This window comes from Pseudomonas syringae pv. coryli str. NCPPB 4273 (assembly GCF_000972175.1).
GTDB lineage: Bacteria > Pseudomonadota > Gammaproteobacteria > Pseudomonadales > Pseudomonadaceae > Aquipseudomonas > Aquipseudomonas syringae.
Genome location: NZ_AWQP01000006.1, coordinates 1 through 23,121, shown reverse-complemented (window position 1 = coordinate 23,121; position 23,121 = coordinate 1). Strand labels below are relative to the sequence as shown.

At 59.5% G+C, this 23,121-nt stretch carries 18 protein-coding genes; 12 read left to right on the top strand and 6 right to left on the bottom strand.

Translation table 11 applies throughout. The features are described 5' to 3' along the window. The first annotated feature begins 157 nt into the window (after positions 1–157). The 3 genes from P406_RS04870 (at position 158) to P406_RS04860 (ending at position 3,241) form a co-directional block, all read left to right on the top strand. Positions 158–1,474 (top strand): ABC transporter substrate-binding protein, encoded by a 1,317-nt coding sequence (locus P406_RS04870; protein ID WP_046235502.1) that lies wholly within the window; start codon positions 158–160, stop codon positions 1,472–1,474. Positions 1,475–1,513: 39 nt separating this feature from the next. Continuing rightward, positions 1,514–2,287: an L-iditol 2-dehydrogenase gene (locus P406_RS04865; RefSeq protein WP_046235501.1), complete on the top strand. Its 774-nt coding sequence runs from the start codon at positions 1,514–1,516 to the stop codon at positions 2,285–2,287. Between the two features lie 129 nt (positions 2,288–2,416). Next, a complete protein-coding gene (locus tag P406_RS04860; protein WP_003413442.1) occupies positions 2,417–3,241 on the top strand; it encodes a DeoR/GlpR family DNA-binding transcription regulator in 825 nt (274 codons plus the stop codon). A gap of 97 nt (positions 3,242–3,338) precedes the next feature. Here the strand turns inward: P406_RS04860 and typA are convergent, their stop codons facing one another. Together typA and thiI are read right to left on the bottom strand one after the other, a co-directional pair. Further along, entirely contained in the window at positions 3,339–5,159 is a 1,821-nt protein-coding gene (gene typA / locus P406_RS04855) for a translational GTPase TypA (protein WP_003316380.1), read from the bottom strand. Between the two features lie 142 nt (positions 5,160–5,301). Continuing rightward, on the bottom strand, positions 5,302–6,756 hold the full coding sequence (gene thiI, locus P406_RS04850; RefSeq protein WP_003413443.1) for a tRNA uracil 4-sulfurtransferase ThiI: 1,455 nt from the start codon (positions 6,754–6,756) through the stop codon (positions 5,302–5,304). A 336-nt stretch (positions 6,757–7,092) separates the two neighbouring features. Here thiI and glnA point away from each other — a divergent pair, with 336 nt between their 5' ends. From glnA to P406_RS04810, 8 genes are all read left to right on the top strand, one after another. After that, positions 7,093–8,499 (top strand): glutamate--ammonia ligase, encoded by a 1,407-nt coding sequence (gene glnA / locus P406_RS04845; RefSeq protein ID WP_003343817.1) that lies wholly within the window; start codon positions 7,093–7,095, stop codon positions 8,497–8,499. A 166-nt stretch (positions 8,500–8,665) separates the two neighbouring features. Continuing rightward, a complete protein-coding gene (locus P406_RS04840; protein ID WP_046235530.1) occupies positions 8,666–9,079 on the top strand; it encodes a cupin domain-containing protein in 414 nt (137 codons plus the stop codon). Between the two features lie 131 nt (positions 9,080–9,210). Next, positions 9,211–9,768 carry a chorismate mutase gene (locus P406_RS04835; RefSeq protein WP_046235500.1) on the top strand — a complete coding sequence of 186 codons (558 nt, stop codon included), beginning with the start codon at positions 9,211–9,213 and terminating at the stop codon, positions 9,766–9,768. Positions 9,769–9,845: 77 nt separating this feature from the next. Then, the gene (locus tag P406_RS04830; RefSeq protein ID WP_003413452.1) at positions 9,846–10,382 is read left to right on the top strand and encodes a DUF4124 domain-containing protein; all 537 of its coding nucleotides are present in this window, start codon (positions 9,846–9,848) and stop codon (positions 10,380–10,382) included. An 11-nt stretch (positions 10,383–10,393) separates the two neighbouring features. Continuing rightward, entirely contained in the window at positions 10,394–11,011 is a 618-nt protein-coding gene (locus tag P406_RS04825; protein WP_003316392.1) for a DUF4124 domain-containing protein, read from the top strand. A 282-nt stretch (positions 11,012–11,293) separates the two neighbouring features. Beyond that, positions 11,294–12,379, top strand: coding sequence for a nitrogen regulation protein NR(II) (gene glnL / locus P406_RS04820; protein WP_004882729.1), 1,086 nt, complete (start codon positions 11,294–11,296; stop codon positions 12,377–12,379). Beyond that, positions 12,376–13,812, top strand: a complete 1,437-nt coding sequence (gene ntrC, locus P406_RS04815; protein WP_003413458.1) for a nitrogen regulation protein NR(I) — start codon at positions 12,376–12,378, stop codon at positions 13,810–13,812. The genes glnL and ntrC overlap by 4 nt, the downstream gene beginning before the upstream one ends. Before the next feature lie 105 nt (positions 13,813–13,917). Next, positions 13,918–15,711 carry an amidase gene (locus tag P406_RS04810; protein WP_046235499.1) on the top strand — a complete coding sequence of 598 codons (1,794 nt, stop codon included), beginning with the start codon at positions 13,918–13,920 and terminating at the stop codon, positions 15,709–15,711. Positions 15,712–15,858: 147 nt separating this feature from the next. Here P406_RS04810 and mgrA read toward each other — a convergent pair whose 3' ends face one another. From mgrA to P406_RS04790, 4 genes are all read right to left on the bottom strand, one after another. Further along, the gene (gene mgrA, locus P406_RS04805; RefSeq protein WP_046235498.1) at positions 15,859–16,896 is read right to left on the bottom strand and encodes an L-glyceraldehyde 3-phosphate reductase; all 1,038 of its coding nucleotides are present in this window, start codon (positions 16,894–16,896) and stop codon (positions 15,859–15,861) included. Positions 16,897–16,977: 81 nt separating this feature from the next. After that, the gene (locus tag P406_RS04800; protein ID WP_046235497.1) at positions 16,978–17,913 is read right to left on the bottom strand and encodes a sulfonate ABC transporter substrate-binding protein; all 936 of its coding nucleotides are present in this window, start codon (positions 17,911–17,913) and stop codon (positions 16,978–16,980) included. A gap of 241 nt (positions 17,914–18,154) precedes the next feature. Continuing rightward, positions 18,155–19,480, bottom strand: coding sequence for an LLM class flavin-dependent oxidoreductase (locus P406_RS04795; RefSeq protein WP_046235496.1), 1,326 nt, complete (start codon positions 19,478–19,480; stop codon positions 18,155–18,157). A 34-nt stretch (positions 19,481–19,514) separates the two neighbouring features. After that, positions 19,515–21,830, bottom strand: coding sequence for a TonB-dependent receptor (locus P406_RS04790; protein ID WP_144430876.1), 2,316 nt, complete (start codon positions 21,828–21,830; stop codon positions 19,515–19,517). A gap of 171 nt (positions 21,831–22,001) precedes the next feature. On the opposite strand from P406_RS04790, the gene P406_RS04785 reads away from it, so the two are divergent. Further along, a complete protein-coding gene (locus P406_RS04785; protein WP_024683389.1) occupies positions 22,002–23,048 on the top strand; it encodes a LacI family DNA-binding transcriptional regulator in 1,047 nt (348 codons plus the stop codon). Positions 23,049–23,121 lie beyond the last annotated feature (73 nt).

The following is a 23,121-nucleotide window of genomic DNA, read 5'->3' as shown; positions in this document are numbered from 1 at the left end:
TGCTCGGTTAAAAAAGTATCAGTCGATGATCCGCGCTGCGTTTGTTCAGCCTCCTGAGGGCTGCTGTAATCGAGCCGTCCACCAGGGTGACTCAACCGTGGCCAACAACAAAAACAATGACTCCCGCCAGACAAGGCGCGGGGTGGAGAGCACTACGATGAACATTCGGAAAACGCTTTTCCTGTCCGCAGGCGTGTCCGCCGCCCTTTTCAACCTGACTGTCCAGGCCGCCGAAACCGTGACCATCGCCACGGTGAACAACGGCGACATGATCCGCATGCAGCGCCTGTCGAAAACCTTTGAGCAGCAGCATCCCGACATCAAACTCAACTGGGTAGTGCTCGAAGAAAACGTCCTGCGCCAGCGCCTGACCACCGACATCGCCACGCAGGGTGGCCAGTTCGACGTGTTGACCATCGGCACCTATGAGACCCCGTTATGGGGCGCCAAACAGTGGCTGGAGCCGATTACCGATCTTGCGCCGGACTACGATCTGGAGGATATCTTTCCCTCGGTGCGCCAAGGCTTGTCAGTCAAGGACACGCTCTATGCCCTGCCCTTTTACGGCGAAAGCACCATCACTTATTACCGCACCGACTTGTTCAAGCAAGCAGGCTTGAGCATGCCCGAACACCCGACCTGGACGCAGCTGGGCGAATTCGCCGCGAAGCTGCATCAGCCCGACAAGGGCGTTTACGGCATGTGCCTGCGCGGCAAGGCCGGTTGGGGCGAGAACATCGCCCTGCTCAGCACCATGGCCAACGCATTCGGCGCGCGCTGGTTCGATGAGCAATGGAAACCGCAATTGACCAGCCCGGAATGGAGCAAGGCTGCGAACTTCTACGTCAACACCCTGAAAAACTATGGCCCGCCGGGCGTATCGAGCAACGGTTTCAACGAAACCCTCGCGCTGTTCAACAGCGGCAAATGCGCATTGTGGGTGGATGCCAGCGTGGCCGGCTCGTTCACCACCGACAAGGCGCAGAGCAAGGTCGTCGACAGCGTCGGCTTTGCACCTGCGCCGGTTGAAGTGACTGACAAGGGCTCGTCATGGCTCTACGCCTGGTCGCTGGCGATACCGACCACCTCGAAGCACAAGGATGCGGCCAAGGCGTTCATTGCCTGGGCGACGTCCAAGGCGTATATCCAACTGGTCGCCGAGACAGACGGCATCAGCAACGTACCGCCTGGCACCCGCACCTCCACCTACAGCGAGGCTTACCTGAAAGCTGCGCCGTTCGCCAAAGTAACGTTGCAGATGATGCAACACGCCGACCCCGCGCACCCGTCGGCCAAACCCGTGCCCTACGTTGGTATCCAGTACGTGACCATTCCCGAGTTTCAGGCCATCGGCACCTCGGTCGGCAAGCTGTTCTCTGCTGCGGTGACCGGGCAAACCACCACTGAACAGGCACTCACAGCCGCGCAGGCGGTGACCGAACGCGAGATGAAACGTGCCGGCTACCCGAAGTAGAGCGCCAGCCCTCAACTGTATTGAACGGATGATGAACCCATGAAACGACTTGAAGGTAAAAGCGCACTGATCACCGGATCGGCGCGAGGCATCGGGCGGGCGTTTGCGCAGGCGTACATTCACGAAGGCGCTCGTGTGGCGATTGCCGATATCGACCTGCAACGCGCACAGGCCACAGCGACCGAACTGGGACCCAACGCTTATGCGGTGCGGATGGACGTCACGGATCAGTCGTCCATCGATCAGGCCATCGCCGCAGTGGTCGCCCAGGCCGGCAAGCTGGATATCCTGATCAACAACGCCGCGCTGTTCGACCTGGCACCAATCGTCGACATCACCCGCGACAGCTACGAGCGGCTGTTTTCGATCAATGTCGGCGGCACGCTTTTCACCTTGCAGGCTGCGGCGAAGCAAATGATTGCCCAAGGACACGGCGGCAGGATCATCAACATGGCCAGCCAGGCCGGTCGCCGGGGCGAGGCGCTGGTGGCGGTGTATTGCGCGACCAAGGCTGCGGTGATCAGCCTGACCCAATCGGCCGGGCTGGACCTCATCAGGCACGGCATCAATGTCAACGCCATCGCGCCGGGTGTGGTCGATGGCGAACACTGGGACGGCGTCGATGCGTTGTTCGCCCGCCACGAAAACCGGCCGTTGGGCGAGAAGAAAAGGCTGGTGGGCGAGCAAGTGCCTTTCGGGCGCATGGGCACAGCGGACGATTTGACCGGCATGGCCATTTTCCTGGCTTCAGCGGACAGCGAGTACGTGGTCGCCCAGACCTATAACGTCGACGGTGGCAACTGGATGAGTTGAAGTGCGACAGAGGTAAGATGAGCCGAACCGCGCAAAAAAGCCTGCGACCGCTTCCATTGCCGAAGCGATTGGCTAAGATGCGCGGACCGTCTGCTGCCTGAGGCGGCTCATTGATGTACAGGAGTACGAATGTCCACTGAAGAGGAGATCGCCATTTCCGGCGGTACACCTATGATCCCTGATCAGCGCCGGGAGCTGATGCTGCGTCAGTTACGCAAGCATCAGGTGCTCAGCGTGCATCAGTTGATGGAGATGTTCGATTGCTCGCACATGACCATCCGCCGCGACATCGCCCAGCTGGAACAGGAGGGTCGTGCCTACTCGGTCACCGGCGGCGTGCGCATCGCCAGCCAGGTCCACAGCGAACCCAGCCACCAGTCCAAGGCGGTGGTGGAGTTGCCGCACAAGCAGGGCATGGCGCGGCTCGCAGCGGGGTTGTTGCACCCGGACATGACGATCTATCTGGACGCAGGCACCAGCACACTCGAAATCGTCCCGCACATCATCGCGCTGTCGGGCATGACCGTGGTCACCAATGATTTCGGCGTGGTCAACGCGTTGGCCGATGCTGCGCATGTGGATGTGATTCACACCGGCGGGCTGCTCGATCATCCGAACCGCTCCAGCGTCGGCGGCCTGGCAGCGGCAACCTTGCGCCAGCTGGCGACCGATGTGGCCTTCATGTCCACCAGCTCGTGGGACCTGCAACGCGGCACCACCACACCGTCGGCGCTGAAGGTCGAGGTCAAGCAGGCCGCCATGCAGTCCGCCTCGCAAACCGTGCTGATCGCCACCAGTTCCAAATACGGCACCTTCGGTATGTACAAGGTCGCCGGGCTCGAGCAGTTCGATACCATCATCACCGACGCGGCTCTGGCCGAAGCGGCTGCCGACGGGATTCGCAAGCAGCGTATCGAGTTGCTGCTGGCACCAGTGGGCGGCCGTTCGAAGTAGGTGCCTCAAGGCTGACTGATACCAGAGGCAAATAACTGGCATAAAAAAACCCGGTCTCGCGACCGGGTTTTTTGTGTCTAGCCGACTAACTGATTACTCAGTTGCCCGACTTCTTGGCAGCACGAGTACGCTCGCTTTCGCCAAGGATTTTCTTACGCAGGCGGATCGACTTTGGAGTCACTTCGCAGAGTTCGTCTTCTTGTACGAATTCCAGCGCTTGTTCCAGAGTGAAACGGATAGGCGGAACCAGAGCGATGGTTTCGTCTTTACCGGAAGCACGCATGTTGTCGAGCTTCTTGCCTTTGGTTGGGTTTACACCCAGGTCGTTGTCGCGGCTGTTGATGCCGACGATCTGACCTTCGTACACGTCTTCGCCATGACCCAGGAACAGCTTGCCACGGGCTTGCAGTGTTTCCAGGGAGTAGGTCAGCGCCTTGCCGGTAGCAACCGAAACCAGAACGCCGTTCTGACGGCCGGACATGTCGCCAGACTTCATCACGTCGTAACGGTCGAAGATGCTGGTCAGGATGCCTGCGCCGGAAGTCAGGGTCAGGAACTCGTTACGGAAACCGATCAGGCCACGTGCCGGGATGTTGTACTCGAGGCGCACACGGCCCTTGCCATCCGGAACCATGTTGGTCAGGTCGCCTTTACGGTTACCCATTTGCTCCATGATCGCGCCCTGCGCTTCTTCAGGCAGGTCGATGGTCACGTTTTCATACGGTTCGTGCTTGACGCCGTCAACCATGCGGATGATCACTTCAGGACGACCAACACCCATTTCGAAGCCTTCGCGACGCATGGTTTCGATCAGTACCGAGAGGTGCAGCTCACCACGGCCGGAGACCTTGAACTTGTCGGCGGTGTCGCCTTCTTCAACGCGCAGGGCAACGTTGTAGAGCAGTTCCTTGTCCAGACGCTCCTTGATGTTACGGCTGGTGACGAACTTGCCTTCCTTACCGCAGAACGGCGAATCGTTAACCTGGAAGGTCATCGAAACGGTAGGTTCGTCAACGGTCAGCGGCTTCATCGCTTCGACGTTCAGTGGGTCGCACAGAGTGTCGGAGATGAACAGCTGGTCGAAGCCGCTGATGCAGACGATGTCGCCGGCAGCTGCTTCTTCAACGTCGATGCGGTGCAGACCGTGGTGACCCATCAGTTTCAGGATACGGCCGTTACGCTTCTTGCCGTTGACGTCGATGGCAACCACCGGAGTGTTCGGCTTGACGCGACCACGAGCGATACGGCCAACACCGATGACGCCCAGGAAGCTGTTGTAGTCCAGTGCGGAAATCTGCATCTGGAACGGACCGTCACGGTCAACCTTTGGCGCAGGGACGTGATCGACAATCGCCTGGTACAGCGGGGTCATGTCTTCAGCCATGTCGGTGTGTTCCAGACCGGCAATGCCGTTCAGGGCCGAGGCGTAGACGACTTTGAAGTCCAGCTGCTCTTCGGTGGCACCCAGGTTGTCGAACAGGTCGAAGATCTGGTCCAGAACCCAGTCCGGACGCGCGCCTGGACGGTCAACCTTGTTGATGACCACGATCGGACGCAGGCCGGCTTCGAAAGCCTTCTTGGTCACGAAACGGGTTTGCGGCATAGGGCCGTCCTGGGCATCGACCAGCAGCAGTACGGAGTCGACCATCGACATCACGCGCTCTACTTCACCACCGAAGTCGGCGTGGCCCGGGGTGTCCACGATGTTGATGTGGTAGCCATTCCAGTTGATCGCGGTGTTCTTCGCGAGAATGGTAATACCGCGCTCTTTTTCCTGGTCGTTGGAGTCCATCACGCGCTCATCGTTGAGCTCGCCGCGCTCCAGAGTGCCGGATTGACGCAGGAGTTTGTCTACCAGGGTGGTCTTACCATGGTCAACGTGAGCAATGATGGCGATGTTACGTAGATTTTCGATCACTTGTGTATCTCGATCAGAGGATTCGGTCTGCTGACTGGTTAAGGACAGCGATTACTATTTTGAGTCGGCAAAAGCCGTAACGGCATGACGACAGGTGTCGGGGGGCCGGTGACGCAAGCCACAGGCAAACAGCCCCGGGCACTTAGCTCGGTCGATATACGCGCACATTGGCATGTCCCTCACTGAGCAAATGGTGGGCATGCAGGCGACTCATGACGCCTTTGTCGCAATACAGCAGGTACTGGCGCGTGTCATCCAGTGCCTTGAAACGGCTGTTCAATGCGTAGAACGGCAACGTCTGTATCTCCACGCCAGGGACTTGCAGCGGCTGGTCTTCCTGGGCATCCGGGTGACGGATGTCGAGGATCACCTGACCGGCCAGCGCCTGGCTGACTTCTTCTATATCGACATTGCGGCTCAGATCGTCGATAACCCGATCGATCGAAACCAGCTTCGCGCGTTCGAGCGCCTGCTCGAGAATCGCCATGTCGAACTGTTTTTCTTCGTACTCAACGCGATTTCGCTTGGCGTTGGTCTTCGGGTTGACCGAAATCACCCCGCAATACTCTGGCATGTGCCGGGCAAAATCAGCGGTGCCGATTTCAGTCGCCAGGTCCACGATGTCCTGCTTATGGGTGGCAACCAGCGGCCGCAGGACCAGCTTGTCGGTCGCCGCGTCAATCAGCGACAGGTTGGGCAGCGTCTGGCTGGCAACCTGTGAAATCGCTTCGCCGGTGACCAGCACATCGATTTCAAGACGATCGGCCACGGCGGATGCAGCGCGTAACATCATACGCTTCAAAACTACACCCATATGACTGTTATCGACTTTCTGCAGAATTTCTCCGAGAACTTCCTCGAACGGTACGCTGACGAACAGCACGCGCTGTGAACTGCCGTACTTCTTCCAGATGAAGTGCGCAACTTCCATCACGCCCAGTTCATGGGCTCGTCCGCCCAGATTGAAGAAGCAGAAGTGCGCCATCAGGCCGCGGCGCATGATCTGGTAGGCCGCAACGGTCGAATCGAACCCGCCGGACATCAATACCAGGGTCTGCTCCAGCGCGCCCAGCGGATAACCGCCCATGCCCTGATGCTGGTCATGAACCACAAACAACCGTTGGTCGCGAATTTCCATGCGCACGACCAGATCGGGCTTTTTCAGCTCGATTCCGGCCGCGCCGCACTGCATGCGCAGCTTGCTGCCGACGTATTTCTCGACGTCCATGGAGCTGAAGTCGTGTCGACCGGCGCGTTTGCAACGTACTGAAAACATCTTGCCAGGCAACAGATCGGCGTAGTGCAGTTTGCACTTGGCAACCACGTCGTCCAGATCGCCCAGCGGGTACTCGGCGACCTGCAGAAAGTTGGCGATGCCCGGCATGCAGCTCAGCCGTTCCCTGATGCCCTGCAGCACTTTGGCGTCGGTCAGCCGGGTTTCGACCTCAAGGTTGTCCCATACGCCACCCACGACAATGTCCGCGTCCAGTTCACGGAGCACGGTACGAATGTTCTTGCCCAGTTGCCGGATGAACTTCTTGCGCACCGGCGGGCTTTTAATGGTGATTTCTGGGAAAACTTTAACGATTAGTTTCATGGAAACGGAGCGTGAGGTGCCGACCAAAAAAGGGGGGCGCGGATTATAGCGGAAATTGCTCAAGGTTTAACCAGTTATCGTACACGCAATCAACGACGCACCAAAAAGAGTCGGCGCACCAAATTGCAGCGCCATAAAGGTGCGTGTTTTTCCCGCGTGGTGCGTTTTCGCCCCCTGAAAACCTGCGTTTGAGGCAAAAAACCCAACACGGGGCACTGGCATGCAAATTGCTCCCTTGTGAGGCAGGTTGCCTTGGCAGAGTATCTGCGCCGGCATCACCCAAATTCAAGGGACCATAACTCTATCAAGTCGGTCTCTAGCCACCCGGAGGACACCATGTCGAAGTCGGTTCAACTCATCAAAGATCATGACGTTAAATGGATTGATCTGCGCTTCACAGACACCAAGGGCAAGCAGCAGCACGTCACCATGCCTGCGCGCGATGCACTGGAAGACGACTTCTTCGAAGTCGGCAAAATGTTCGACGGTTCCTCCATCGCTGGCTGGAAAGGCATCGAAGCGTCCGACATGATTCTCCTGCCGGATGACGAAACTGCCCTGCTCGATCCGTTCACCGAAGAGCCGACCCTGGTTCTGGTGTGCGACGTCATCGAACCTTCGACCATGCAAGGCTACGACCGCGACCCGCGCGCCATTGCCCACCGTGCCGAGGAATACCTGAAGTCGACCGGTATCGGCGACACCGTATTCGTAGGTCCGGAGCCAGAGTTCTTCATCTTCGACGAAGTGAAGTTCAAGTCCGACATCTCCGGTTCCATGTTCAAGATCTTCTCCGAACAGGCTTCCTGGATGACCGACGGCGACGTCGATGGCGGCAACAAGGGCCACCGTCCGGGCGTCAAAGGGGGTTACTTCCCACTGCCACCGGTCGACCACGACCACGAAATCCGTACCGCAATGTGCAACGCTCTGGAAGAAATGGGCCAGACCGTTGAAGTTCACCACCACGAAGTGGCGACTGCCGGCCAGAACGAAATCGGTGTGAAATTCAACACGCTGGTCAAGAAGGCTGACGAAGTTCAGACCCTCAAGTACTGCGTACACAACGTTGCCGACGCTTACGGCCGTACCGCTACTTTCATGCCCAAGCCACTGTACGGTGACAACGGCTCGGGTATGCACGTACACATGTCCATCTCCAAGGATGGCAAGAACACCTTCGCAGGCGAAGGCTATGCCGGTCTGTCCGATACCGCCCTGTACTTCATCGGCGGCATCATCAAGCACGGCAAGGCTCTGAACGGCTTCACCAACCCGTCGACCAACTCCTACAAGCGTCTGGTCCCAGGTTTCGAAGCTCCGGTCATGCTGGCCTACTCGGCGCGTAACCGCTCCGCATCGATCCGTATTCCTTACGTCAACAGCCCACGCGGCCGTCGTATCGAAGCACGCTTCCCGGATCCGGCAGCCAACCCGTACCTGGCATTCGCTGCTCTGTTGATGGCTGGCCTGGACGGCATCCAGAACAAGATCCACCCTGGCGACGCAGCTGACAAAAACCTGTATGACCTGCCGCCTGAAGAGGCCAAAGAGATCCCACAAGTTTGCGGCAGCCTGAAAGAAGCCCTGGAAGAACTGGACAAGGGCCGCGCGTTCCTGACCAAGGGCGGCGTCTTCAGCGACGACTTCATCGATGCCTACATCGAGCTGAAAAGCGAAGAAGAAATCAAGGTTCGTACCTTCGTACACCCACTGGAATACGAGCTGTACTACAGCTGCTGATCCAGCCACGCCAGCATTGATGGCGTAACAGGAGACCTCCTTCGGGAGGTCTTTTCGTTTCAGGAGCAGGTTTTTTATTTTTTTGTGCGGTAACGGGATATCGGGTTTTCAAAAAAATACCGGGCAAACTTCTGGCCTGAATTTCAGCCAGCCGGACCTTCCTGACATGACACGCAGACTCCTGATTGCAACAGCCCTGCTCGTACTGACCAACAACGCCATCGCCCACCAGACACCATCTGCCGTCGAGTCCCGCGTTTTGCTGAAAAGCAACACATCCTGGGACGGTACACCTTATAGCTCCTACCCCGAAGGACAGCCCGAACTGACCCTTCTGAAAATCGACATTCCTGCAAATACCGCATTGAAATGGCATAGCCATCCGATCCCTAACGCCGCCTATGTGGCCTCCGGAGAAATCACCATAGAGACCCGGGACGGCAACAGGCAGATTCGCCTGAAAAAAGGCGACGCACTGGCGGAAGTGGTCGATATCGTCCATCGCGGCAAGACTGGCGACACGCCGGTCGAGCTCATCGTCTTCTACGCGGCGACAGAAGCAACGCCCTTGTCGCAGTAAACTCGCCGCAGCCAGTGCGCCATGTGCAGCTTCGGCGCGACGTGAAGTTTTTTTCACCACCCGCCACTGGCTGCACACCGATCAATTGGGCTTAACTCTGCATCTCCCAACCGAACCGAGATGGAACTGCCATGCGCCTTATTCTGGCCACTTCCCTGCTGACAATGACGTTCATGTCTACCTGCTTCGCCTTCACTGCCGAGCAGAAGCCTTCTGCACTTGAACCTCTGCTGCAAGCGATCAGCGAGCGCCTGACCATCGCCGATCAGGTTGCCCTGAGCAAGTGGGACAGCGGCAAGGCCGTCGAGGACCCGCCGCGCGAGCTGCAAGTGATCAGCGCCGCCCAGGCCCGTGCTGCCGAGTTCAAGCTCAACCCCGATGACGTTCAACGCCTGTTCCGCGCCCAGATCGAAGCCAATAAACAGGTGCAGAACGCCCTGCTCGCCCAATGGCATGCGGCAGGCAAGGCGCCCGACACGGTCAGGCTCAGCCTGGTCGATGACATCCGTCCGAAACTGGATCGCCTGCAGACCCAGTTGCTCCAGGCCTACGCGGACTTCCAGCCACTGCGCAAGGCAGAAACCTGCCAGATACAACTGGATGCGGCGCTGAAGCGTTATCAGACCGACCCGATTCACGATCAGGCGCTGGTACTGGCCACAGCCGACCTCTGCCCTGCGAAACGCTGACACATCAGGCGGATAGCGCAGCATAGGGCGATGTGTTCTATGCTGACGGCCAATCTTGCCCTGCTGTCGAGAGTCTCATGCGTCAAAGTCTGATTTGCCTGCTGCTGTTGATCAGCCTGCCCGCGCTGGCGCAGATCTATAAGTACACCGATGCGAACGGTAACACCGCGTTCAGCAACCAGCCGCCCAATGGGGCCAAGACCGAAGTGGTCGAACTGCCGCCACTCAACAGCATCGAAACGCAGACGCCTTCCAGACCGGTCGTCAACAGTGCGCCGCAGCCGGCCCCTGCAGCGCCACAATCGCAGCCGCAAACGGCCTATGACGTACTGGAACTCACCGACCTGCCCACCGACGAAGCCTTACGCGCCAACAATGGCACGTTCATCATCGGTGTGAAGATCCAGCCACGCCTGCAACCGACTCACAGCCTGCAACTGCTGCTGGACGGCAACCTGTACGGGCAGCCCTCCAACCTGCCGCGCTTTCAGGTGGTCAACGTAGATCGCGGTGAACACAGTTTCGCGGTGGTCGTGAAAGACGGCGAGCGGATCATTCAACAGAGCGAAACCATCACACTGACCGTACAGCGCGTACACCTCGGCAAGCCATGAGCAGATACACGATGCGCGGTCTGCTGACCTGCCTGTTGCTGCTCTTGACGCTGCCCGCAGTGGCCGACGTCTACACCTATATCGACGCGCAGGGTAATCGGGTGTTTACCGACCAGCCGCGCAAGAACGCCACCCGCGTCGACATCGCCCCCAGCAACAACATGACCGGCACACCGCCGACCCGCACCTTGAAGGCCCACCCTGCCAAACCGGCAGTACAACCGATGTTTCATTACCAGTTGCTGAGAATCCTGGTGCCCGAACCGGACGCCACCCTGGTCAATCCCAGCGGCGACCTGATCGTTACCGTCACCAGCGAGCCGGTGTTACAGGCGGGCCACAGCTACCGGCTGATGCTGGATAACGTGGCCGTCGGCCAGGCCGGCCGCAGCCCCGTATTCCCGTTGAGCAACGTGGATCGCGGCACGCATCAACTGTCGGTAGAGATTTTCGACGAGCTCGGCCGTGTTCTGGAAAAAACCCCGAACCAGCCGTTTCACGTACAGCGCATTTCCCTGGCGCAAAAACGCGCGACTCATCCCTGCAAGGAGGATGACTACGGTGTGCGGCCGGAGTGTCCGCTCAAGGACAAGCCCGAACCAAAAAGCAGCATCCTGCCCTTCTTCTGACCTCGCCAAATCGCCAGCACCTTTTTGGTGCGCTCAATGTCTACCTGCGCAACAATACAGCCCAATCTGGTTCAGGAAGCCTGGCCGGGTAGCGCCGTATGCGGGCACTCTTTACAAAAACGGCCCGATTTTGCAGATAAAGCGCTTCTTTTCGGAGCCTTGGTTTGTTTTTTGCAACTTCACTGACATAGCACCGTATTGGTGGCCTTGCTCCTGCTGGTGCAGACCAACCAGCACCCGCATTGCGCGACTGCAATGTGCCAAAAGAGGTCAACACGATTCATGACTATCAGCGATGCGCTGCACAGACTGTTACTGGATAACCTGACCACTGCCACCATTCTGCTCAACGCTGACCTGCGACTTGAGTACATGAACCCGGCGGCGGAAATGCTGCTGGCCATCAGCGGGCAGCGCAGCCATGGGCAATTCATCAGCGAGCTGTTCACCGAGTCGGCCGAAGCATTGAGTTCGCTGCGTCAGGCTGTCGAACAGGCTCATCCTTTTACCAAGCGCGAAGCGATGCTCACTGCACTGACCGGTCAGACCCTGACGGTCGACTATGCGGTGACGCCTATCCTCAGCAAGGGCGAAACCCTGCTGTTGCTTGAAGTACACCCGCGTGACCGGCTGTTGCGCATCACCAAGGAAGAAGCCCAGCTGTCCAAGCAGGAAACCACCAAAATGCTGGTGCGTGGCCTGGCTCACGAAATCAAGAATCCGCTGGGCGGCATTCGCGGGGCCGCACAACTGCTGGCCCGCGAGCTGCCTGAAGAAAGCCTCAAGGACTACACCAACGTCATCATCGAAGAGGCCGACCGCCTGCGTAATCTGGTCGACCGCATGCTCGGCTCCAACAAGCTGCCATCGCTGGCGATGACCAATGTGCACGAAGTGCTCGAGCGCGTGTGCAGCCTGGTCGAGGCCGAAAGCCAGGGCTGCATCACCTTGGTGCGCGACTACGACCCAAGCATCCCCGACGTATTGATCGACCGCGAGCAAATGATCCAGGCCGTGCTCAATATCGTGCGCAATGCCATGCAGGCCATCAGCGGCCAGAACGAATTGCGCCTTGGCCGGATCACCCTGCGTACCCGCGCCATGCGCCAGTTCACCATCGGTCACGTTCGCCATCGACTGGTGAGCAAGATCGAAATCATCGACAACGGCCCCGGTATTCCGGCCGAGCTTCAGGAAACCATTTTCTACCCCATGGTCAGTGGCCGCCCGGACGGTACGGGATTAGGTCTTGCCATTACCCAGAACATCATCAGCCAGCACCAGGGTCTGATCGAGTGTGACAGCCATCCCGGCCACACCACGTTCTCGATCTTCCTGCCGCTGGAACAAGGAGCAGCTTCGACATGAGCCGTAGTGAAACTGTCTGGATCGTAGACGACGATCGTTCTATCCGCTGGGTACTGGAAAAAGCCTTGCAACAGGAAGGCATGACCACGCAAAGCTTCGACAGCGCCGACGGGGTGATGAGCCGTCTGGCCCGTCAGCAACCGGACGTGATCATTTCCGACATCCGCATGCCGGGTGCCAGTGGCCTGGACCTGCTGGCGCGGATTCGCGAGCAGCATCCGCGTCTGCCGGTGATCATCATGACCGCCCACTCGGACCTGGACAGCGCCGTGGCGTCCTATCAGGGCGGCGCGTTCGAGTACCTGCCAAAGCCGTTCGACGTCGATGAAGCCGTGTCGCTGGTCAAGCGCGCCAATCAGCACGCTCAGGAACAACAGGGCCTGGACGTTGCACCGACACTGACCCGCACCCCTGAAATCATTGGTGAAGCGCCAGCGATGCAGGAAGTGTTTCGCGCCATCGGCCGTCTGAGTCACTCCAACATCACGGTGTTGATCAACGGTGAGTCGGGAACCGGCAAGGAACTGGTCGCTCATGCATTGCATCGCCACAGCCCGCGTTCGGCCTCGCCGTTCATTGCGCTGAACATGGCGGCGATCCCCAAGGACCTGATGGAGTCCGAACTGTTCGGGCATGAAAAAGGCGCGTTCACCGGCGCGGCCAACCTGCGTCGTGGACGCTTCGAACAGGCCGACGGCGGCACGCTGTTTCTCGATGAAATCGGTGACATGCCCGCCGACACCCAGACCCGTCTGTTGCGTGTCCTGGCGGATGGCGAATTCTACCGGGTCGGCGGTCACACGCCGGTCAAGGTCGACGTGCGCATCATTGCCGCCACCCACCAGAATCTGGAAACCCTGGTGCAGGCCGGCAAGTTCCGCGAGGACTTGTTTCACCGCCTGAACGTGATCCGCATCCATATTCCGCGCATGTCGGACCGTCGCGAAGACATCCCGACCCTGGCCAAGCACTTCCTCAGCCGCGCGGCTCAGGAACTGGCGGTCGAGCCCAAGCTGCTCAAGGCCGAGACCGAGGAATACCTCAAGCATCTGCCATGGCCTGGCAACGTGCGTCAGCTGGAAAACACCTGCCGCTGGATCACGGTCATGGCCTCGGGTCGTGAAGTGCACATCAGCGATCTGCCGCCGGAACTGCTGAGCCTGCCGCAGGACGCCGCGCCGGTCACCAACTGGGAACAGGCGCTGCGCCAGTGGGCCGATCAGGCCTTGTCTCGCGGTCAGTCCAGCCTGCTGGACAGCGCCGTGCCGACCTTCGAGCGGATCATGATCGAAACCGCCCTCAAGCACACCGCCGGCCGCCGCCGCGATGCCGCCGTGCTGCTGGGCTGGGGCCGCAATACCCTGACCCGCAAGATCAAGGAACTGGGCATGAAGATCGATGGCGGGGATGACGACGAGGCTGACGAAGGCTGAGCCGTCCTCAAGACGTTCACTGCCATTTCTGACAGTTACCCGCAACGCCCGTTAATGATTAGCTTCTTTTGACTCCACTCGAGGAGTCATAAGGAGCTGATCAACATGGAAAGTGCATTACTCGGCGAACCTGACGCCCGACAGCACGCCAACAATTTACGTTTGCTTGCGGCACTGCCGCGTGGTGCAGGCATTGAACGACGCGAGCGGATTGTTGACTACGACATCGTCGAACTCGCCGCACTGCTGCGCGAAGGCAACCCGCAAAGACTGACCGCCGAACAGGTGCTAGTCGAATACTGGAGCCGCATCACCCGGTTCAACGGCCCGCAAGAAACCTACGGCGATAACGGTAAATACAACGCTTTTGTGCGGCTGGAAGATTTCTCGACACTGTTGGAGCAGGCAAGACTCGCCGATCAATGGCTGACGACTCCAGACGATCAGCGCGGCCCGGCGCCTCCGTTGTGCGGAATTCCCTTTGGTATAAAAGACTCTTTCGCCATTCAGGGCCTTGAAAGCAAAAACGGCACTCAGGCCTTTTCCGGCAACCTGGCATTACGTGATGCGACATGCGTCGCCCGGCTGAGGGCTCAGGGCGCTCTTATTATCGGTCATACCATCTGCTCCGAACTCTCGACCCATACGGTCGGCCAGTTTGCCGGGAACGCGTGGGACCCGATACGTACGCCGGGCGGGTCCAGTCAGGGCTCGGGGGTCGCCCCGATTGCACGGCTGTGCGCCGCAGCGCTGGGCGAAGAGACGGCAGGCTCGATTATCATTCCTGCGGCTGCGAATGGCGCCAGCGCAATAAAACCATCGCTGGGACTGGTGTCTGGCGCCGGCGTAATGCCCCTGCGAACCGGCTGGGACGTGGTCGGCCCCATGGCCCGTTCGATCCGCGATGCCTCGCTGATACTGTCCATAATCGCCGGCCCTGATGGAGAAAACGACCCGCAAAGCCTGTCGGCCCCATCGATAGGCGAGCAGCTTTCCATCACCCCGACCCCTGGTTCTCTTCCTCTGCAAGGGCTGACCATAGGCATTCCGCAGACGGACTGGATGTCGTCGTCCGGTCAACCCCCTGCGCAGTCTTACGACGAGGACTACAGCGCAGCGTTTATCAGGTTCAAGGATCAGCTTGAGACGCTGGGTGCACGGGTCATCGACTTTCCTTGGCTGGATGCTGAAATTCTTGAAAACATTCCTTACTCCTCGCCAGAACCCATTCATGACGTGCTGAACAGTGATGGCAGCATTCTGATGAGAGTCAACGCCCAAGCCGTGACCAGTTACGCCAACCAACTGGAAACCCGGCACTGGTCGGCCGTACGTGACTTTGCAGACGTGTTGGAGAATCAAGACGACAGAGACTATTTGCTACGAAGATACCCGGAGTTATTCGATCAGGTTGCCTCACTGATTCCAGTGGGGATCAGACTCGAAGCAGAGAACAGACGCCGTCTACAGCAGGGGCATTTTGAAAAGGCCCTGAATGACTATCAGATTGACTTCATGATGGTGCTGCCGCTCGGTGCTCACGTCGGCGAGCGGGCAGGCGCACTGGTGAAGACACTACCGGTACAGCGCATGTACTTCGATATGCCCAACGCGCTGGCCTGGCCCATGCTGACACTGCCCATCGGCCATGGCGCGAACGGCGTCCCAAAGCAATTACCCGTTACGGCGGCGTTCTGGGGCAGGCGCTTCAGTGAACCACTGCTCGTGCAAGCCGCCATCGACTTTCAGACGCACTATTGCGAGTATCACACCAAAGCGCCGCCAGACCCGGATTTCGCCTCGCCCGTAGCGTTTCATCTCTGGGAACTGGACGAGATTCCTTGGCAGTACTCAGCCGATCCGCTGGTCATTGCCGAGGGCAGAAGGAAAAAATCATGAGCCATACCTCATTCTTTGTTATCCAGTGGAAGCCACTGAACAACCCGGCGTTGCTGCCCGCGCAGACGAGTGAGCCGCCAGACGCATTTTTCAACGTCCGATGGCGGCCCACGCAGGGTCTGAGTTATTACCCGGAAACGGCTGTGCTTACTCCGCCAGAGAAGGCTTTTCCCACAGGTTGATCCCGCCTTCCACCGCAAAGCTGTCGATCTCGGTCAGTTCTTCACTGCTGAACGCGAGGTTCTTCAGCGCGCCGACGTTTTCGATGATCTGCTCGGGACGGCTCGCACCGATCAACGCTGAAGTCACACGCGGATCGCGCAACGTCCAGGCCAGGGCCATTTGTGCCAGGCTCTGACCGCGACGCTGGGCGATTTCGTTGAGCGCGCGCACGTGGGCGATGTTCTGCTCGGACAGGTGCGAAGCCTGCAGCGAGCCGCCCCCCGGACGATTGACCCGCGCATCCTTGGGCACGCCGTTCAGATACTTGTCCGACAGCAGCCCTTGGGCCAACGCAGTAAACGCGATCACGCCAGCGCCCAGCTCTTCGGTAGCGTCGAGCAAGTCTTTCTCGACCCAGCGATTGAGCAGGTTGTAGGCCGGCTGGTGAATCAGCAGCGGTACTTTCCACTCTTTGAGCAACGCGGCTATCTCGCGGGTCTTGGCCCCGGAGTACGACGAGATCCCGATATACAGCGCCTTGCCCTGCTGAACCGCGGTGGCCAGGGCGCTGGCGGTTTCCTCCAGCGGAGTGTCCGGGTCGAAACGGTGGGAATAGAAGATGTCGACGTAATCGAGGCCCATGCGTTGCAGGCTCTGGTCGAGGCTGGCGAGCACGTATTTACGTGAACCACCGCCCTGCCCGTACGGCCCTGGCCACATGTCCCAGCCAGCCTTGCTGGAGATGATCAATTCATCACGGTAGTGCTTGAAGTCTTCGCGCAGCAGACGGCCGAAGTTGATCTCGGCGCTGCCGTACGGCGGGCCATAGTTGTTGGCCAGGTCGAAATGATTGATGCCCAGATCGAACGCCGTACGCAGCATGGCGCGCTGGGTGTCGATCGGTGTGCTGTCACCGAAGTTGTGCCACAAGCCCAAAGACAGTGCCGGAAGCACCAGCCCGCTGCGGCCGGTACGGCGATAAGGCATGTCTTCGTAACGTTTTTCGGCAGCGATGTAGGTCATTGAGTCCTCTCTTGTCTGGGGGATATTCGAGGCGTCTTGATTGCGTTTGCGAACAGGCGACGCCCGTTCGCAACGCCGGAATCATGGCTTTTGCCAGACAACCTGCTGAATGTCGACCCGCTTGGGTATCAAGTGGTTGTCGTAAAACAGATCAGCGGTCGCCTGCTGCGCGCGTACGATCTCCGGCGTGATCGGCAGGCTGGGTGATACAGGCCGATGGTCAAGATACTGAGTCATTACCGCTTCGGACAAGCCCATGCTGCGCGCCAGTATCTGAATACTCTCGACACGCTGCGAGCGCGACAGCCCGTCGGCCACCGTCAGTTCGTCGAGCACCTGCTGCACGAGCGCTGCATTTTCCTCGGCAAACGCCCGCCGTGCGGTATAGAACGGCCCGGACAATCCAAGCCCCTCGCCGTTGGCCAGCAGGCGAGTGTGGCCTTCGCTCATGGCGATGGAATAGTAAGGGTCCCAGATCGCCCAAGCATCGACACTGCCGTTTTCAAAGGCCGCGCGAGCATCGGCAGGGGTCAGGTAGATTGGCTGAATATCCTTGAAGGTCAGGCCGGCTTTGTTGAGCAAACGCAGCACCACGTTATGCGAGCTGGAGCCTTTCTGCAGAGCGACCTTGCGGCCTTTCAATTCTGCGACGCTGTGCACCGGGCTTTCGTTGCGCACCAACAGGGTTTCCACCTGCGGCTTGGGTGGCTCGGCACCGATGTAGACCAGGTCGGCACCTGCGACCTGGGCGAAAATCGGCGGAATGTCGCCGGTGGAGGCAATGTCCAGACTGCCAATATTCAGCGCCTCCAGCATCTGCGGCCCGGCCGGAAACTCGACCCATTTGATTTTCTTCTGGGGAAAACGCTTTTCCAGCAGGCCATGTTCCTTAGCCAGCACCAGCGTGATCGAACCCTTCTGATAGCCGATGCGAAGGGTGTCAGGCTCGTCGGCAGCAGCTGTACCGAACAGGCCGCTAAAGGCCAGAATGGCGGCGATAAACGTGAATGGTTTCATGGGTAATCCTTTAATTCAGTGGTCTATGTCCGAAAATCACAGCCGTACACAAATCTGTCTTTGATTCTGGCCGAAGGCCGTGGGAGCGAACTTGTTCGCGAAAGGGCCGGTACAAGCACTGAAAATTCATCGTCTGAAATACCGTCTTCGCGAACAATGCGGACCACCGCCCCGGTCGCTTCCACGCCCTGCGGGCAGAAGCCCGCTTGCTGCGCCCATCAGGACTTGCATGCGGCAACGATCAAAATCTATAAGCAGGCCGTTGCAAGCCCAGGTTTTCACGCAAGGTCGTACCCTCATACTCGGTACGAAACAGCCCGCGCCGCTGCAACTCCGGCACCAGAAGCTGCGCGACATCTTCCAGACCGCCCGGCAGGTGCGGCACCAGCACATTGAAGCCATCCGCCGCGCCTTGCTCGAACCAGCGCTGCAACTCATCGGCAACCTGCTCTGGCGTGCCGATCAGGCTGTAGTGCCCTCGCCCACCGGCAATTCGTCGCCCCAGTTGCGCCAGAGTCAGGTTTTCCTGATCGGCCAGTTCGGTGAGCAGTTTCTGCCGGCTGCGCTGGCCGCTGTCGGTCAATGGCAATTCCGGCAGCGGGCCGTCCAGCGGGTAACCCGACAGGTCGAAATTGCCCAGCATGCGGCCCAGTAGAGCGACCCCGACCTGAGGCTCGACCAGTTCCTGAAACGACTCGAATTTAGCGTTCGCCAAGGCTTCGGTTTCGGCCACGACGATGAACACGCCGGGCATGATTTTCAGAGAATCGACGGCCCGCCCGTAAGCACTCAGACGGCCCTTGAGGTCAGCGTAGAAAGCTTGCGCACTGGCCAGCGAGGTCTGCGCGGTGAATACCACTTCCGCCGTCTGCGCCGCCAGATCACGTCCGACTTCCGAGGAACCGGCCTGCACCACCACCGGCTGACCCTGCGGCGAACGCGCCACGTTCAGCGGCCCCTTGACGCGGAAATGCTCGCCCTGATGATCGAGCACATTCATTTTGGCCGGGTCGTAATACTCGCCACTGGCCTTGTCGCGGGTGAAGGCATCGTCTGCCCAACTGTCCCACAGGCCGGTCACCACCTGATGAAACTCTCGTGCGCGGCTGTAGCGCTCGGCGTGACCCACATGCTCGGCGCGACCGAAGTTCTGCGCTTCGGCGGCGGCATCCGACGTCACCAGATTCCAGCCCGCTCGCCCACCGGAGAGATGATCCAGCGAGGCGAACTTGCGGGCTACGTGATACGGCTCGTTGTAGGTGGTGGTCGCTGTCGCGATCAGACCAATATGCTCGGTCACCGCGCTGAGTGCCGAGAGCAGGGTCAGTGGCTCGAAATGATCGGAGCGCGCCATGCGGCTGGCGATATCACCGGTCGCGGCAGCCACGCTGTCGGCGACGAACAGTGCATCGAATTTTGCCGCCTCCGCGACCCTGGCCACGTGCCGGTAATGCTTGAAATCCAGCCCTGCATCCGCAGGCACCTCCGGGTGCCGCCAGGCAGCGACATGGTGCCCGGTGGCCATCAGGAAAGCGCCCAGTTTCATCTGTCGAGCAGTCGTGCTCATACCTCACTCCTTACGTGTTGCCTGGGGTCTCGGCTCAAAAATCCTTGCGTAACTGCACGCCGAAATAACGCTCGTCATCACGCGGTACGGATCGGTAAACGTAATTCCCGCCGGTGGCGAGCATTGGCGAATAGGACTTGTCGGCCAGGTTCTTGCCCAGCAGTGCCACACGCCAGCCGCTGTTGTAATCCGCCAGTGCCACGCTGGCGTTCCAGATGCCGTAAGCGCCCTGTTTGGTGTCCGGGTTCTGGCTGATGTCGTACTGCACTTCGCTCTGCCAGCTGTAATCGGTGCCCAGTTCGATATCCAGGCCGTTATCCAGCGGGATGGTGTAGTCGGCGCGCACGTAGCTTTTCCAGTCCGGGCTGTATGGCAGGGTCTTGCCGTCAACGTTGCAGGACGCCGCCGCACCGGCCGGGCAGGCAAAGCTGTCGATGCGTGCTCTGGTGTAGGACAACGCACCGGAGAATTTCAGGTTTCGGGTGGCTTGCAGGGCGTAATCCAGCTCGACGCCTTCGGTGCTGACACTGCCTGCGTTGATCAGGCGCGTCACGACCTGTCCGGCAACGCTGTCGAAGAAATTCGCCTGATAGTTGTCGTACTCGCTGTGGAACACCGCCAGGTTGGTGGTCAGGCGATTGTTCCAGGTGGTGGCCTTAAGGCCGACCTCCCAGGTGTTCGAGGTTTCCGGCTTGAGAGCCTCGGTGTCACGCGGCTGCATGTTGAAGAACACGTTGTAGGCCGGGCCTTTGTAGCCGCGCGAGTAGGTGATGTAGGTCATCACACTGTCGCTCAGGTCGTACTGCAAACCGAGACGCCCGGACTTGCCGTCTTCATCCACCGAGCCGGAACTGCTGGTCGCTGGCTGAATGCCGCTGACGGTCGTAGCCGATGTCGATACGCGGCGATGATCGTATTCCAGATCGTCGTGGGTCCAGCGTGCCCCGGCAATCGCACGCAAGTCCGGGGTGAAGTTGAACGTGGTTTCACCGAACACCGAATAACTGTCGGTGGTGGTGCTGTAGTCGGCGATGCCGCGATCCTGAGTCGTCGGTGTGATCAGCGTGCGCTGATAGGTCTCGTCGTTCTTGCCGTGCATGTAAAACAGACCGCCGACGTATTCGACAAACTGGCCTTTCGGCGACGCCAGACGCAGCTCCTGGGAATACTGGTTGAACGCCAGATCGCCCTTGTCTTCAGTGCCGGGGAACGCTGCGGTGACAGTGCCAAGCCGGTCGCCGTCCTGATACTGCGTGTTGTCCCAACCGCGCCAGGCAGTGATGGAGGTCAGGGTGTAGTCGCCCAGTTGCCAGTCGAGCTGACCGGACAGGCCTTTGTTGACGTCCTCGACATGGCTGCGGTAATCGCTGACGACATTGCGGTTATCGCTGTCGGCACGTACCGGCGCCAGGGCACTGGCGAAGGACGGGGTCAACGCCTTGGTTACCACCCCGTTGGGCGCGTCGTCATGGGACTGCATGTAGTCCGCTGCGAGGATGAAGGTGATGTCGTCATTGGGCGTGAATTGCAGCTTGCCGCGGGCGCCCTTGCGGTTGTAGCCGTTGACTTCCTGACCATTGAGCTTGTTATCGACATTGCCGTCATAGCTGCCGAACAACGTCGTGATCGAGCCTTTGAGGGTTTGCGGAATCAGGCTGCCGCCAATGCCGAAACGGGTGCGGCTTTCGTTGCCGCTGTAATACGACTGATCGATGTAACCGTGAGTCTCTTCGGTCGGTGCCTTGGTGGTGACGTTGAGCACGCCCGCCGAAGCGTTCTTGCCGAACAGCGTGCCTTGCGGGCCGCGCAGCACTTCGATGCGTTCCAGGTCGAGCAAGTCCAGCGTGGCCTGACCCGGACGCGCATACACCACACCATCGATCACCGTGGCCACCGTCGGTTCGACGCCTGGCGAGGTGGAAATGGTGCCGACACCGCGAACGAACAGCGAAGTGTCCTTGTTGGAAGCCCCGGTGCGGAAATTCAACGATGGCACCTGCTGTACGATGCTGGCCACGCCATTACGGTTATCGCGTTCCAGTTGTTCGCCCTCGATCACGGACACGGCGACCGGTACTTTTTGCAGCGATTCTTCGCGGCGTGTGGCGGTCACGGTCACCGATTCCAGCGCTACTGTTTCTGTGTTCTGCCCTGCCGCTGTCTCTGCCATGGCCGGAACACACGGCAATGCCGTCAGCCCCATCAGCAACCACCCACAACGACGCCCCCGCGCCGTGTGAGCCTGATCGATCGCCTGCGCCAGAAGCGTGTGTCTGACGCCATCCCCACCTGTTGTGTGCATCTGCGTGCCTACCTGAAATATGCCCTGATCCGACAGTGCGATGCGCACTGGCGCCTATGCGTGCTGACTAAACCGGGTCCGGGCATTCGCGGTGGCGAGTAGCAGACAAACCATCTTTGTTAGCGCTAACATCGCCAGTATCAGGAAACGACTGATAGATCGTCCAATACTGAAAAATTAGTTTTATATTCTTTTTACTTTTATGCGAAGTGATCGAGCATGGCCGACGAGAAGCCTCTGATACGCAAACGCCGAGGCGCAGGCCGGGTGACGATCACCGCCGTGGCGCGTCAGGCAGGGGTGTCGGCCATTACCGTGTCGCGCTATTTCAATCAGCCGGAACAGGTCTCGCCCGAACTGCGCGAGCGGATTGCGAGCACAGTCAGTGCACTGGGTTACGTGCCCAATCTGGTTGCTGGCGGCCTGGCATCGGCACGCAGCCGGGTGGTAGCGATGGTAATTCCCAACATCTCCGGGCCGATCTTTGCCAATACCATTCAGGGCTTCAGCGACACACTGAGCCGGCACGGTTTCCAGTTGCTGCTGGCGTCCAGCTACTTTTCCGCAGAGCAGGAGGAAAGCGCAGTGCGGGCTTTCCTGGGTTGGTCACCAGCGGCACTGGTGCTGACCAGCCGCTTTCACAGCCCAGCTACCGAGAACATGATCGAGCAGACCGATGTTCCGGTGATCGAAACCTGGGACCATCAACCCGACCGCAGCCCGATCCAGATCGGCTTTTCGCACTACGACGTCGGCGTGATGGCAGCCCGTTATCTGCATGACAAAGGCTACCGGCGCATCGCATTCGTACAGAACAGCATCGCGGGCGACTTCAGCGCACTGGAGCGTCGCGACGGCTATGCCGCAACCGTGGAAGGGCTAGGTATCACGCCGTGGGTTTTCGTCCCGGACGCGGATCGAGCGCCCTTCGAGGCTGGCAAACAGGCGATGGACACCCTGATGAACCAAGCGCCCCGCCCTGACGCGATCTTCTTCGCCAACGACAACCTGGCAGCCGGCGCCCTGCTCGCCAGCCAGCGCGCAGGCCTGAGCATTCCACAGGATTGTGCCGTGATGGGCTTTGGCGATTACGCCTTCGCAGAAATGATGCTGCCCAGCCTGACCACCATCAAACCACCCGCCCTGCAGATCGGCGTAATGGCTGCCACGCGGGTGCTTGAAAGCCTCGGTGTATTACCGGTAGAGGGAGAAATACAACGGCTGAATCTGCTGGAGTGCAGCCTGGTGGAACGGGAGAGTACCTGAGCCCGGCGCAATCTCGAGCCTGCGCTGGAGCGTGAGGAACGATGACCCTGTAACCATCGTGCGACGCTCCGCG

Coding starts and splice junctions, on each gene's coding strand:
- P406_RS04870 (WP_046235502.1), top strand. CDS start 158: ATGAACATTCGGAAAACGCTTTTCCTGTCCGCAGGCGTGTCCGCCGCC.
- P406_RS04865 (WP_046235501.1), top strand. CDS start 1,514: ATGAAACGACTTGAAGGTAAAAGCGCACTGATCACCGGATCGGCGCGA.
- P406_RS04860 (WP_003413442.1), top strand. CDS start 2,417: ATGTCCACTGAAGAGGAGATCGCCATTTCCGGCGGTACACCTATGATC.
- thiI (WP_003413443.1), bottom strand. CDS start 6,756: ATGAAACTAATCGTTAAAGTTTTCCCAGAAATCACCATTAAAAGCCCG.
- glnA (WP_003343817.1), top strand. CDS start 7,093: ATGTCGAAGTCGGTTCAACTCATCAAAGATCATGACGTTAAATGGATT.
- P406_RS04840 (WP_046235530.1), top strand. CDS start 8,666: ATGACACGCAGACTCCTGATTGCAACAGCCCTGCTCGTACTGACCAAC.
- P406_RS04835 (WP_046235500.1), top strand. CDS start 9,211: ATGCGCCTTATTCTGGCCACTTCCCTGCTGACAATGACGTTCATGTCT.
- P406_RS04830 (WP_003413452.1), top strand. CDS start 9,846: ATGCGTCAAAGTCTGATTTGCCTGCTGCTGTTGATCAGCCTGCCCGCG.
- P406_RS04825 (WP_003316392.1), top strand. CDS start 10,394: ATGCGCGGTCTGCTGACCTGCCTGTTGCTGCTCTTGACGCTGCCCGCA.
- glnL (WP_004882729.1), top strand. CDS start 11,294: ATGACTATCAGCGATGCGCTGCACAGACTGTTACTGGATAACCTGACC.
- ntrC (WP_003413458.1), top strand. CDS start 12,376: ATGAGCCGTAGTGAAACTGTCTGGATCGTAGACGACGATCGTTCTATC.
- P406_RS04810 (WP_046235499.1), top strand. CDS start 13,918: ATGGAAAGTGCATTACTCGGCGAACCTGACGCCCGACAGCACGCCAAC.
- mgrA (WP_046235498.1), bottom strand. CDS start 16,896: ATGACCTACATCGCTGCCGAAAAACGTTACGAAGACATGCCTTATCGC.
- P406_RS04800 (WP_046235497.1), bottom strand. CDS start 17,913: ATGAAACCATTCACGTTTATCGCCGCCATTCTGGCCTTTAGCGGCCTG.
- P406_RS04795 (WP_046235496.1), bottom strand. CDS start 19,480: ATGAGCACGACTGCTCGACAGATGAAACTGGGCGCTTTCCTGATGGCC.
- P406_RS04785 (WP_024683389.1), top strand. CDS start 22,002: ATGGCCGACGAGAAGCCTCTGATACGCAAACGCCGAGGCGCAGGCCGG.